12 protein-coding genes and 1 pseudogene are annotated in these 12,287 nt (G+C 73.6%); 6 read left to right on the forward strand and 7 right to left on the reverse strand.

Going from position 1 to position 12,287, the window contains the following annotated elements; genetic code table 11:
* The 3 genes and pseudogenes from SZN_RS30895 to SZN_RS30905 form a co-directional block, all read left to right on the forward strand.
* Positions 1-209: pseudogene (locus SZN_RS30895) on the forward strand (ABC transporter ATP-binding protein); the annotation flags it as partial.
* Positions 196-1,089, forward strand: a complete 894-nt coding sequence (locus SZN_RS30900) for an ABC transporter permease (RefSeq protein ID WP_007502762.1) — start codon at positions 196-198, stop codon at positions 1,087-1,089. The pseudogene SZN_RS30895 and the gene SZN_RS30900, both read left to right, overlap by 14 nt.
* A gap of 4 nt (positions 1,090-1,093) precedes the next feature.
* A complete protein-coding gene (locus tag SZN_RS30905) occupies positions 1,094-1,834 on the forward strand; it encodes a sirohydrochlorin chelatase (RefSeq protein WP_007502763.1) in 741 nt (246 codons plus the stop codon).
* 16 nt (positions 1,835-1,850) lie between these two features.
* Here SZN_RS30905 and SZN_RS30910 read toward each other — a convergent pair whose 3' ends face one another.
* The 5 genes from SZN_RS30910 to erm all read right to left on the reverse strand — a co-directional run bounded on the left by SZN_RS30910 (position 1,851) and on the right by erm (position 6,235).
* Entirely contained in the window at positions 1,851-2,864 is a 1,014-nt protein-coding gene (locus tag SZN_RS30910) for a ketopantoate reductase family protein (protein ID WP_043734053.1), read from the reverse strand.
* 2 nt (positions 2,865-2,866) lie between these two features.
* The gene (locus tag SZN_RS30915) at positions 2,867-3,241 is read right to left on the reverse strand and encodes a nuclear transport factor 2 family protein (protein WP_007502765.1); all 375 of its coding nucleotides are present in this window, start codon (positions 3,239-3,241) and stop codon (positions 2,867-2,869) included.
* Positions 3,234-3,779, reverse strand: a complete 546-nt coding sequence (locus tag SZN_RS30920) for a DUF1697 domain-containing protein (RefSeq protein WP_007502766.1) — start codon at positions 3,777-3,779, stop codon at positions 3,234-3,236. Before SZN_RS30920 ends, SZN_RS30915 begins: the two co-directional genes overlap by 8 nt.
* Positions 3,780-4,202: 423 nt before the next feature.
* Positions 4,203-5,411, reverse strand: coding sequence for a macrolide-inactivating glycosyltransferase (gene mgt / locus SZN_RS30925; protein ID WP_007502767.1), 1,209 nt, complete (start codon positions 5,409-5,411; stop codon positions 4,203-4,205).
* A gap of 44 nt (positions 5,412-5,455) precedes the next feature.
* Positions 5,456-6,235 (reverse strand): ErmE/ErmH/ErmO/ErmR family 23S rRNA (adenine(2058)-N(6))-methyltransferase, encoded by a 780-nt coding sequence (gene erm, locus SZN_RS30930; protein WP_007502768.1) that lies wholly within the window; start codon positions 6,233-6,235, stop codon positions 5,456-5,458.
* Positions 6,236-6,749: 514 nt separating this feature from the next.
* On the opposite strand from erm, the gene SZN_RS30935 reads away from it, so the two are divergent.
* From SZN_RS30935 to SZN_RS30945, 3 genes are all read left to right on the forward strand, one after another.
* Complete coding sequence (locus SZN_RS30935; protein WP_043734059.1) at positions 6,750-7,235, forward strand: DUF4265 domain-containing protein; 486 nt, start codon at positions 6,750-6,752, stop codon at positions 7,233-7,235.
* 406 nt (positions 7,236-7,641) lie between these two features.
* Positions 7,642-8,370: a methyltransferase domain-containing protein gene (locus SZN_RS30940; RefSeq protein ID WP_007502774.1), complete on the forward strand. Its 729-nt coding sequence runs from the start codon at positions 7,642-7,644 to the stop codon at positions 8,368-8,370.
* A gap of 118 nt (positions 8,371-8,488) precedes the next feature.
* On the forward strand, positions 8,489-9,355 hold the full coding sequence (locus tag SZN_RS30945) for a phosphotransferase enzyme family protein (protein ID WP_007502776.1): 867 nt from the start codon (positions 8,489-8,491) through the stop codon (positions 9,353-9,355).
* A 190-nt stretch (positions 9,356-9,545) separates the two neighbouring features.
* Here SZN_RS30945 and SZN_RS30950 read toward each other — a convergent pair whose 3' ends face one another.
* Together SZN_RS30950 and SZN_RS30955 are read right to left on the reverse strand one after the other, a co-directional pair.
* Entirely contained in the window at positions 9,546-10,283 is a 738-nt protein-coding gene (locus tag SZN_RS30950) for a 3'-5' exonuclease (protein WP_007502778.1), read from the reverse strand.
* A 99-nt stretch (positions 10,284-10,382) separates the two neighbouring features.
* Complete coding sequence (locus tag SZN_RS30955; protein ID WP_043734057.1) at positions 10,383-11,621, reverse strand: SAV2148 family HEPN domain-containing protein; 1,239 nt, start codon at positions 11,619-11,621, stop codon at positions 10,383-10,385.
* Positions 11,622-12,287 lie beyond the last annotated feature (666 nt).

The following is a 12,287-nucleotide window of genomic DNA, read 5'->3' on the forward strand; positions in this document are numbered from 1 at the left end:
CCGTCCTCTTCGTCACCCACAACGTCCGCGAAGCCGTACGCCTCGCCCAGCGCGTCGTCCTGCTCTCCTCCCGCCCCGGCCGCATCGCCCGCCAATGGACCATCGACATCCCCCAGCCCCGCCGCATCGAGGACACCGACGTCGCCGAACTGTCCCGGGAGATCACCGAAGAACTGCGCAGGGAGATCCGCCGCCATGGCCGGCACTGAGACGACCGCAGCCCGGGACGGCGGCGATCTCGCCGGACTCGAAGCGGGCCTTGACGCCCTGGAGAGCGTCGGCACGAGCCGTACGCCGCTGCGCACCACCCTGGTGCGGAAGGTGCTGCCGCCGGTCGTCGCCGTCGTACTGGTGCTGGCGCTCTGGCAGTTCCTGGTGTCGTCGGGCATCGCCGACGACCCGGCCAAGCTCCCCGCGCCGTCCGACGTCTGGGGCGAGGTCCGCACGGCCTGGCTCCAGGGCACGCTCTTCGACTACATCTGGACGTCCGTCTCGCGCGGACTGCTCGGCTTCCTGCTGGCCCTCGCTATCGGCACCCCGCTGGGACTGCTGGTCTCGCGGGTGCGGTTCGTGCGTGCCGCGCTCGGCCCGATCCTCTCCGGCCTGCAGTCGCTGCCGTCGGTGGCCTGGGTGCCGCCGGCCGTGATCTGGCTCGGCCTGAACGACCGGATGATGTTCGCGGTGATCCTGCTGGGCGCGGTCCCCTCCATCGCCAACGGCCTGGTCTCGGGCGTCGACCAGGTGCCGCCGCTGTTCCTGCGGGCCGGCCGCACCCTGGGCGCGACCGGGCTGAAGGGCACCTGGCACATCGTGATGCCCGCGGCCCTGCCCGGCTACCTCGCGGGCCTGAAGCAGGGCTGGGCGTTCTCCTGGCGCTCGCTGATGGCCGCGGAGATCATCGCCTCCTCCCCCGATCTCGGCGTGGGACTCGGCCAGTTGCTGGAGAACGGCCGCAACACCAGTTCCCTGTCCATGGTCTTCCTCGCCATCCTGCTCATCCTGATCGTCGGCATCGCCATCGACCTGCTGATCTTCAGCCCGCTGGAGCGGTGGGTGCTGCGCGGCCGCGGTCTGCTGGCAAGGAGCTGAAGCCATGTCCGCACCGCCCGTCCTCCTCGTCATCGCCCACGGCAGCCGCGACCCGCGCCATGCCGCGACCGTGCACGCCCTCGTCCGCGCGGTGCGGGCGCTGCGCCCGGGGCTGCGGGTGGAGACCGGCTTCCTGGACTTCACCATTCCCTCCGTGCAAGGGGTGCTGGAGTCGCTGGCCGCCGAGGGCGTGCGGGACGTGGTGGCGCAGCCGCTGCTCCTGACCCGCGCCTTCCACGCGAAGGCCGACATCCCCGCGGTGCTGCGGGACGCCCCGCACCGGCTGCGCATCCGCCAGGCCGAGGTGCTGGGCCCCTCGCCGCTGCTGCTGGCGGCCCTGGAGCGGCGGCTGTACGAGGCGGGGCTGACGCCCGCCGACAAGTCCTCGACCGGGGTCGTGCTGGCCTCGGCGGGGTCCACCGACCCGGAGGCGATCGCGGTGATCGCAGACATCGCGCGGGAGTGGCGGCACACCGGATGGTGCGCCGTGCGGCCCGCGTTCGCCTCCGCGTCCCTGCCCCGCACCGAGGACGCCGTGCGGGAACTGCGCGCCCTGGGCTGCGCGCGGGTGGCCGTGGCGCCGTACGTCCTGGCCCCGGGCTTCCTGCCGGACCGCATCGCGCGGGGCGCGTCCGGCGCGGACGTGCTGGCCGGTGTCCTCGGGGCGGCTCCGGAGGTCGCCCGCCTCGTGCTGCGGCGCTACGACGCGGCGGGCGTGCCCGCGCTGACGGCGCTGGGCGCCTGAGCACGGGGCGCGCCGGTCAGGCCCGTGCGACCGCCTCCCGCTCCAGCGCCAGCAGGTCGTCCAGCGGCAGTGAGCCCGCCGCCCGCCGTTCGCGGGCGTAGGAGTCGGCGAGGCGCCGGAGGAGTTCGTTGAGCGGGGCCGGGACTCCGTGCAGCCGGCCCAGCAGGACGATCTCGCCGTTGAGGTAGTCGGCCTCGATGGTGCCGGTGCCGCGGACCAGGGACTGCCAGGAGGAGCCTCCGCCGCGCGGGACGCCGTCGAGGGGGACGAGGGTGACCTTGTCGCCGCGCACGGCCCGCTGCTCCTCGGCGCTCGCGTACGCGATGCCCGCGGCGTCCAGCACGGCCGCGCCCTCGGCCCGCACCCGGCCGAAGAACGCGGCGGCCCGCTCGTCGGCGACGGGACCGCAGAGCGCCTCCAGGGCGTTGCCCAGGTTGGCCAGCAGCTTGGCGTACTGCCAGCGTGCGACGTCCGGCACGACGGGGGCCTCGAAGTGCGCCTTCTCCAGGTCGGCGGCGATCCGGCGGGCCGTCTCGCCGGTGCCGTGCGGATGGCGGCCGAGGTGGAGGATGCCGGTGAGGGGGCTGCCCGCGGCGGAGACGACGCCGGGCTCGACGTACGTCGAGGGCAGCCAGACGCAGACGCCGAGGACCCGGCGGAAGTGGCGCAGGGCCAGGCGCTGGCTCTCTACGCCGTTCTGCGCGCAGACCAGGGGCAGCCGTTCGGCGGCCGTACCGCCGCCCGCGACCGGGGCGGGGCCCCAGGCGCGCAGCGCGTCCAGGCTGTCCTGCGTCTTGACGGCGAGGAGGAGGACGTCGTCGGCGCGGAGTGCACCGAGGGCGTCCGGACCGTCCACGACGGGCAGCCGGTACGTCAGTTCGCCCTCCGGCACCCTCAGCCGCAGGCCGTGGTCGCGCAGCGCCGCGTGGTGCGCCCCGCGGGCGACGAGGACGACCTCCTGCCCCGCTCCGGCGAGCCGCCCCCCGATGGTCCCGCCGACGGCTCCGGCCCCGATGACGACGTAGCGCACGCTCACTCCTCCTCTGCGGGGAACGGGGTCCCCTGGTGGAAGTACATCTGCCAGCCGTCCGGCGTCAGCAGCCACAGCGAACTGCGGTGCGCGCGACGGCCGTCGCACACGGTGTCATAGGTGAGATGGACGACGTCGGGCGCCAGTCGGACGCCTCGGATCTCCGAGGTGGCGGTGGGGGTGGCCGCCGGACCGGTGTCCGCGGGCAGGCGGCTCAGGACCGACGCCCGGTCCCAGTACCGGCCGGAGGCGCCGAACTCGTGGAAGCCGGGGTGCAGCAGGGCGCCGAGGAGTGCGGGCGAGCGGCGGACCTCGGGGGCCAGCAGTCTCCGTTCGCCCGCGATCGCGGCGCGTATCGCCGGGTCCCGCTCACTCACCGGTCATCTCCACGAGTCTGACGACGGTGTTCCAGTTGCGGCTGGTGGCGATCACACCCCGGTTGAGCCGGGGCCGCGAGAGGTACTCGGCGAGCTTGGAGCGTCCGAGGCCGTTCGGGGCGTACAGGTACAGCGCCCGGTCGCCGAGCCGGAACTCCTCCGGCAGGAAGGCCGCTTCGTCGATCTCGGCGAACCGCTCGGCCCCGACGGGCCCGGAGAAGTACGTGACATGGAGCTGCTTGCCTTCCAACTCGGCCGCGGGGAAGGGGCATTGCTCGGCGACGGCGCTGAGGTAGGCGTGGTCGCGCACGAGGACGTCGACGTCGAAGCCGAAGCGCCCGGCGAGCGCGGCGGTGAGCTCGGCGGCCAGCGACTCCTCGTCGCCGCGGTCCGTGCCGAACACGGCCTGGCCGCTCTGGAGGTAGGTGCGTACGCCGTCGAGGCCGAGGCCGGTCATCAGGGTGCGCAGCTCGGCCATCGGGACTTTCCTGCCGCCGCCCACGTTGATTCCGCGCAGCAGTGCCGCATACGTCGTCATCCGGCCACCTTAAGGGCGGCCGTCGTGCCCCGTGGGGGTGGGCACGACGGCCGAACCCGTAAGTTACTTACCGGTCTGCGGGAAGCACAAGCTCTCCCCCTTGATCCTCTTCCCCGGCGCCGCCCCCGGCCCGCCGGGACAGGTGCGAGGGGCGGCTCTCCTCCCCGGTGGGGCGGGGCCGGGGGCCGAGGGGACGTGCCCGCGCCCGGGGGCCTCACCGGGCGGCAGGACAAGCGCCCGAGGCCGTGACGCGCGGCGGCCCGCCGGGTCGGCCGTGACGCGCACGTGCCGCCCGACGCCGGACCGCTCCGTGCGGCGGCCCGGCCCGCTCCCCGCGAGCCGGCAGGGCCCCGCCCGTGCCCGCTCCGGTGCCGCGGCCGGGAAGAGTCACGGGAGCGCGGGTCGGCCTTCCCGGCCACGGCTCTACCGCGTGCGCCGTACGGCGGCGAGTTCGGCCTCGATCAGGTCGGCGGCCCGCCGGGTGCCGCCTTCCTGGGCCATCCGCGCCTGGATCTCCTTCAGGCGCGCGGCGACCTCCGGGTCCGCCACGAGGGCGAGCGCGGCGGCGCGCAGGACCTCGGGTGTGGCCTGCTCGGTCGGGACGTGCCGCGCGACGCCGAGCGCCTGGAGGACGTCGGCGTTGCCGAACTGGTCGACGGCCTGCGGTACGGCGATCATCGGGGTGGCCGTGGCCAGCCCCTCCTGGCTGCCACCCGCTCCGGCGTGGGTGACGAACAGGTCGGCCTGCCTCAGGATCGCGAGCTGGGGCACCCAGGTGCGCACCTCGACGCCGTCCGGGACCTCCCCCAGCTCCGCCGGGTCGACGTGGCCGCCGATCTGGAGCACCAGGTGCCAGCCCGGCAGCCCGCCGAACGCCTCCACGCACGCGCGGTAGAACGCGGGCCGCTTGGTGAAGGCGGACCCGAGCGAGACGAGTACGACCTTGTCGGCGCCGGCGGGCCGCCGCCAGCCGCCCTCGTCGCCGCGGTCGCCCTGGCAGGCGCCCACGAAGGTGTACACCGTCTCGTCCACCCGGTCCGCGTGGGGCTGGAGGGCCCGCGGGATCAGGACGAGCGAGCGGTCGGGGCGCCCGGCGAACGGATCGGGGTGCATGTCGACGCCGTTCTCCGTCAGCCAGGACTGGAAGCGCCGGTAGTACGCCTGCCCGCGCGCGGTCTTCCTGGGCTCCGCCCACAGGGGCTCGGCGACCTCCTCCTCGTAGCCCTCCCAGGCGACCAGGTTCGGCGACAGGGAGATCGCGGGCACTTTCCAGCGGTGGGCGAGGACGCGGGCCGGGTACGAGGTGATGTCGTGCAGGACGAGGTCCGGCTCGTCGCCCTCGTACGCCGCGAGGAGCTGCGGGAGGGCCTGGATCGCGTCGTCGAGGAACGGCTCGACGTTGTCCAGCAGGGTGCTCCCCCACGCCTCGGGGTCGGCGTCGGGGCCGGGCAGGGTGGAGTGCCACGGCCTCGGTTCGGCGCCGGCGGCGGCGACCTTCCCGGCGAGGGCGGGCGGGACGGCGTAGGTGACCCGGTGCCCGCGTGCCACGAGTTCCCTGATGACTTCGAGGCTGGGGTTCACATGGCCGTGGGCGGCGATGGAGAACATGGCGAGGTGTGCGGGGCCGGTCATGCAGACGACTCTAGTCGAGACGATACGTCTCGTGCAACCACGTTTCACGGAGCCAGCACCTCGTGCAGCCGCAGCCACGCCCCCGGCGGGACCTGGCCGACCAGGACACCGCGGCCCAGGCGCGCCGCCCGGAACGCCGCGTCCACCCGCCGCCCGCGGTGGGCCCGCCGCAGCGACGCGTGCAGCGAGCCGCCCACCCCGGAGAACCCCAGCTCCACCATGTCCCACCAGCCCGGCAGGGCGCCGGGCTCCAGCAGCGGGGAGGCACGCCGCTCGATACGGACGATCCCGGCGTCCACCCGCGGCACCGGGCGGAAGCTGTGCCGCGCGACACGGCCGGCGAGCCGCCACTCGTGGCGGGGCCAGGTCAGCACCGTCAGCCGGGTCCAGGTGCCGTAGTCCCCGGTGCGCTTGCGGGCGTACTCCAGCTGGGTCAGGAGCGTGGCGTCGGTGAGGGCGGGGGCCCGCAGGCACCAGTCGACGATGTCGGCGGTGCGGGAGAACGGCACGTTCCCGGCGACCGAGAACGGGATGCGCGGGGGCCGCGCCGCGAGGAAGTCCTGGCCCAGGACGCGGACTTGGCCGGTCCGGGAGAAGCGTGCGCGCAGGGCGGGGACGAGCCGGGGGTCGATCTCGTAGGCGAGGAGCCGTCCGCAGCGCGGTGCGAGGAGGTCGGTCAACGCGCCCTTTCCGGCGCCGACTTCGAGCAGCAGCGGGACGGGGACGCCGGGTGGCGCCGCGAGCCGGGCGAGCCGGGCGGCGGCCGTGCGGTCGGTGAGGAAGTTCTGGGAGAGCGCGCGGGAAGCGCGGGTGGGGCGGGCCATGGCCTGCGGTCCTTGTCTTCCGAGGAGGGGAAAAGGGCAGACGAAGGCCCTGACCGGAAGACGGGAGAAGGAAGCGGAGAATCCCGCGGGACGTCAGCGGGCGTGGCTCCCCGGACCGGTCAGGGCTCCGGGGCCACGGCGCTTCCGCTGGGAATGCGCACAGCCCCGGCCGTGACCGGAGGAGAAGATCGCGTTGTTCGCTGCCACGGAACGCACGCTAGACGCGCGGGAGCGCGGGGTTCAAACGGATTTCCCGGCCGGCCTCGGCACAGCGGCTCACCGCCGGCAGCGGGCCGGGACCAGGCTGCCGCTCCCGTTCGCTCTGGCCGACGGCGTGGCAGCCGGCTGAGGCCGGCGGGGGCGCGGCAAGGCACGCGCGCGCCTGGCCGGTCGACGCGCCCGCCGTCGCGGCAGTCGTCGGCTGACGCACAAGCCGCCCTGTGTCCAACTCCGAGTGGACGTCATGAGTCACCCGCCTGCGACCGGCGGGGCGGGATCGTGCATCCTGCGTTCCGTGACGAACCCCGAAGGCCCGTACGTGAAGGTGCACTTCCGACTTGAGATCGGGGACAACTGGCCCCCGGCATCGGTCGAGAGCCTGTGGGCCGTCGACCAGGGTGACGGCACCGCGCGGCTTGACAACATCCCGTGGTTCGTTCGAGGCATCGCGTGCGGGGACCTTGTGGCCACCGAGCCCGACGAGGAGGGCATCCGATGGGCCGGCGACGTGGTTCGGCGTTCTGACAACTGCACCATCCGCCTCATCGTGCTCCGTGACGGCGGCTCTGGAGCCGCACGGCAGAGCGTGCTCAATGCCTTTCACGAACTCGGTGTCGGCGGCGAGGGGATAGAACGGTTCCGCATGGTCGCCCTGGACGTCCCTCCGGCCGCCGATCTCGCCAAGGTGCAACGGCTCCTCAGACACGGTGTGGACAAGGAGTGGTGGCACATGGAAGAGGGCTGCATCACCGCCCGATGGCGGACCGCCTCCGCTGGTTGACGCGGGAGACGGCAGGTTGCGCCACGCGTGCGGCCGCCCCCTGAGCTGCCCCTTACTCCCACCGGTTCGGTTCCGCGAACCTCGGGCACCCCGGCGGCACCTGTTGTCGGGACGAGCCGGTCGTCGCTCGGCTCCGAGTCGAGCGACAGCGCATTTCGCGAGCCCGATCAAGATCGAGATGAGGTTCAGAGAATGAGGCGTCGATGCCTCTACTGCCGTCCGCATCGGGGGCGCCCATGTGAACGGTGGCGAGGGACAGATCGGCTGACCGGACGCCCACGCGGCATCTGATTTCTCAACTCGGCTGCTGAGCATGTCAGTTGGCGCTGCAAAGGCTGATCAACATGGTTGACTGGCGGGCATGTCGACGTCACTTGGTGTCACCCGGCCAGACCAGGCTTCTTACATGTTGCGCGCTGCCGCGGGCGACGCCGGCCGCGCTTACAAACAGCAGCTGATCGATCTGCTGGACATTGCGCCCGGCCAGACGGCACTTGATGCGGGATGCGGCCCGGGGACAGATCTTCCGGCACTGGCCGAGCGAGTCGGCAAGGACGGCAAGGTGATCGGGATCGACCGGGACCCTGCCATGCTAGCCAGGGCCCGGGACCGCACCGTCGAACTGTCAGTGGTGGAGATCCGAGAGGGCGATGTCCACGCCTTGCCTGTCGCCGCGGGGTCGGTGGACCGAGCCAAGATCGACCGGGTCCTCATGCACGTCGCCGATCCCGCCGATGCCCTTGCGCAACTGCGTCATGTCACCCGGCCGGGAGCCGTGATCGGGCTGGTTGAGCCTGACTGGGACACCCTGGTGATCGATTCAGAAGATCTCGACACCAGCCGAGCCTTCACCCGCTACACCACAGACCACGTCGTCCGAAATGCCACCATCGGGCGCAGTCTCGCCCGCCTCGCGGACAAAGCCGGATTTCTCGTCAAGACCGTGGCGACGACCACTCCTGTCTTCCGGGATTTCCAAGACGCGGACCACACGCTGGGACTGGGCCGCAACATGCTAGAGGCCATCAACGAGAACTACATCGACCAGCAGCGAGGCCGTCGCTGGTTCTCCGACCTCTCCGAAGGAGAGTTCTACGCCTCGTTCACCCTGATCACGGTGATCTGTTCCCGCTGACGCCGTACCCCGTCAAGGGCGCGCGCACGCTGTCCGACCTGTGGGAATGGGAGACTGGGCGGGAACGAGGGGGGTGCCGCGCCCTTCGCGCAGGCGTACGAGCACACGGAGGCGGGCGATGGACGAGGCACTGGCGCGGGGCGTGCTGGCCGCGGCGGAGGTGCTGCCCGCCGGGGCGCCGGAGGCCCGGCTGCTCGCCCTGGGCGAGAACGCGGTGCTGGCCTGCGGCGACCTGGTGGTCAAGGTGGGCCGGGACGCCGGTCTCCTGGACCGCGCCCAGCGCGAACTGGACGTCGCCGGCTGGCTGGAGGAGGCGGGCGTGCCGGCGGTGCGGGCGGCCGATCCGGCGGCACGGCTGGTGCGGGGCCACCCGGTGACGCTCTGGCACCGGCTGCCGGACGGGCCCCGGGCCGCCGAGCCCCGGGATCTGGCCGAGCTGCTGCGGAGGGTGCACGCCCTGCCCGCGCCCTCCTTCACCCTGCCCCGGCGTGAGCTGCTGGGCGGGGTGGAGCGCTGGCTGCGGCTGGCGGGGGACGCGATCGACCCGGCGGACGCCGAGTTCCTGCGCGAGCGGCGCGACGGATTCGCCGTCGCCGCGGCGGCGTTGACCCCGCAGCTGCCGCCGGGGCCGATCCACGGGGACGCGCTGCCCCGCAATGTGCGGGTGGGGACGGACGGCCGGCCGGTCCTGATCGATCTGGAGACCTTCTCCTTCGACCTGCGCGAGCACGATCTCGTGGTGATGGCGCTGTCCCGGGACCGGTACGGACTCCCGGCCGCGGCGTACGACTCCTTCGTCGGCACCTACGGCTGGGACGTGCGCGACTGGGCGGGCTGCCCGGTCCTGCGCGGCGCCCGCGAGACGGCGTCCTGCGCCTGGGTCGCCCAGCACGCCCCGGCCGACCCGAAGGCCCTGGCGGAGTTCGAACGGCGGGTGGCGTCCCTGCGGGAGGGGGACGAGACCGTGCGCTGGTATCCGTTCTGAGCCGGAGCCGTCAGGACACCCCCGCCCCCGCCCCGGCACAGGGGCGCCCCCTGCGGCGGGCCGCCCCGGCCCGTACGCCGGCGGGTCCCGGCCGGTCGGCTCCCGGTGCGTCCGGGGCACCCGCGCGCGGCCCGTCCGGCCGTGCCTCGCGACGCGAGCCGGCGTCCGCGCGCCGCGGCGCGCCCCGCGTTCAGACCGTCTCGCCCGCCACGCGCTCCGCGACCGGTTCCCGCAGCGGCCAGGTCGGGTCGACCACCGCCGCGGCATCGCCCTTGCGGCGCAGGAAGTCCTGGAAGTCCGCCGCCCACTCGGCGTACCACTCGATCTGGCGGCGGTGCAGTTCCGCCGGGCCGAGAGCCGCGACCTTGGGGTGGCGGGCGGCTATCGCGCAGGCGAGGCGGGCCGCGGCGAGGGCGTCGGCTGAGGCGTCGTGCGCGGCGTCCAGCGCGATGCCGTACTCCCGGCAGACCGCTTCGAGGTTGCGCTTGCCGCGGCGGTAGCGGTCGGCCCAGCGGTCGATGGTGTACGGGTCGACGACCGGGGCCGGCGGCGCGCCGCCCAGCCGGTCGCTCAGCGACGGCAGGCCGTAGCGGCGCAGTTCGGCGGAGAGCAGGCTCAGATCGAACGTGGCGTTGTAGGCGACGACCGGTGCGCCCGTCTTCCAGTACCCCGTGAGGACGTCCGCGACGGCGTCGGCCACCTGGTCGGCCGGGCGGCCCTCGGCCGCCGCGCGCTCGTTGCTGATGCCGTGGACGGCGACCGCGTCCGCCGGGATCTCCACTCCCGGATCCGCCAGCCACTCCTTGTGCCCGGCGGGCCGCCCGTCCCTGACCTCGATGACGGCCGCGGTGACGATGCGCGCCTCGCGCGGATCGGTACCCGTCGTCTCCAGGTCGAAGCCGATCAGCAGCTCACGGTGCCAGCCCATGGGCGGTCCCCCTTCTTGTGGTGCGTCCCCCAGTGGTCTCCACCTTCCCATGGGCCACTGACAATCAGAGGAGCACGTTCCGCTTACCCGGTCGGACACTCAGGACACCGGGCGTGAATCCGCCCACATCACCTCGAACTCCTCGCGATAGGTCGGGAAGAGCCCGCTTTCCTCGATCTCGTCCGACTTGAGCACCCGGCCGCCGTTGCGCAGCACCAGGACCGGCGCCTCCAGGCCCCGGGTGCGCCGCAGGTAGCTCTGCACCACGGCGACGCCGTCGGCGCCGTCACCGTCCACGAGGTAGGCGGTGAAGCGGGGCGTCTCGTCGAAGACCTGGATCTCGAAGGCGTCCGGGTCCCGCAGCCGGGACCGCACCCGCCGCATGTGCAGGATGTTCATCTCGACCGCGCGGCTCAGTTCGCCGCGCTTGATGCCGAGTTCGCGTTCGCGGCGCTTGACCGCGCCGGACGCCGGGTTGAGGAACAGCAGCCGCACCCGGCAGCCGGACTCGGCGAGGCGCACCAGGCGCCGCCCGGAGAAGTTCTGCACGAGCAGGTTGAGGCCGATGCCGATGGCGTCGAGCCGGCGGGCGCCGCCGAAGATGTCCTCCGCCGGGAACTGCCGCAGCAGCCGCACCCGGTCCGGGTGCACCCCGACGACGTCGGCGTACCGGTCGCCGACCAGGTCCTCGACGGCGTCCGTCGGCAGCCTGCGCGCGGAGGGCACGTCGGCGCCCGAGCCGAGGATCTCCAGCAGGCGCGCCGAGGCCCGCTCCGCCTGGTTGAGGACGGCCTCGGACAGGGCCCGGTTGCGCGAGACGACGTTGCGGGTCACCTCCAGCTCGTCCAGGGCGAGTTCGACGTCCCGGCGGTCGTCGATGTACGGCTCGAAGCACGGCCAGTGCTGCACCATCAGCTCGCGCAGCTGCGGCAGCGTCAGGAAGCTGAGGACGTTGTCGTCGGCCGGGTCGAGCAAGTACCCCTTGCGGCGGCTGACTTCCCGTACGGCGACCGCGCGCTGCACCCACTCCTGCCCGGCGGGACCGGCCGCCGCGACCGTCCAGTCGTCGCCGTGGACGGGCTCGTAGACGGGGCGCAGCACGGCGGCCACGACGGCGCGCAGCCGCTGCTCGACCAGATTCAGCCAGATGTAGGCCCGGCCGGCCCGCTGCGCGCGGGTGCGCACCTCACGCCAGGCTTCGGGATCCCAGTCCAGCTCCGGGCCGATGGACGTGGTCTCCATCGGCCTGGCCAGGGACACCGTGCCGGGTGGGACCTCTGTGGAGCCCCCCTCGTGACCCTCGTCACCAGGGGGCAGCTCCCGCCCTCCCGAGCCCACCCGCGCACCGCCTTCCGCTCCCCCGAACCCTTCCCGTCCCAACGATCAAGGAAGGGTACTCCGCAAGCGGCGGGCGGTGCAGCCGGATGGACAGGGTGGATTTCTCAACTGCGGGGCCGCCCGTACCCGTTCCGCCGGACGGGCTCGCCCGGCGTGAGCGGATTCACCACGGTCACGTCCCCGGGGCGACCCGGCAGCCCCTGCCCGCGCGCCGCCGGGGGCTGCCGCTCCTCGTCTCCGGTGAGGTGGCGGGAGCCGGCGTACTTCCACACGATGGGGTGTTTCGGCGGCTGTCCGCTCACCCGCCGGACGGGGACGCCGGACGGCCGCCGCCGCAACCGGGGCCGTGCGCGGCGGACTTCCCGCTGCCTGTCGTACCGCGTGACGTACGGGTCGTGCCCGGTGCGGCCGCGGCCGGGATATTCGGCGACGGCACCGGGAACGATCTCGTACGACCGCACGTGACCGTCCTTGTTCGATCGCCGGAGATGCAAGTGCCTGAGGAGCGGGTACGTGGGTGAGGTGCGAGTGAGGCGAGTGAGGCGGTGGCACACGGCGTGCGGGCCGGGGCCCGGGACGGACGGCCCCGCCTCGGGCCGGGCTCGGCGGTCCCGCGTGCGCCCGGGTCTGCCGCGAAGGCGCGGGCGGGCCGCCGCGGCCGATCCC

It is taken from the genome of Streptomyces zinciresistens K42 (genome assembly GCF_000225525.1).
GTDB lineage: Bacteria > Actinomycetota > Actinomycetes > Streptomycetales > Streptomycetaceae > Streptomyces > Streptomyces zinciresistens.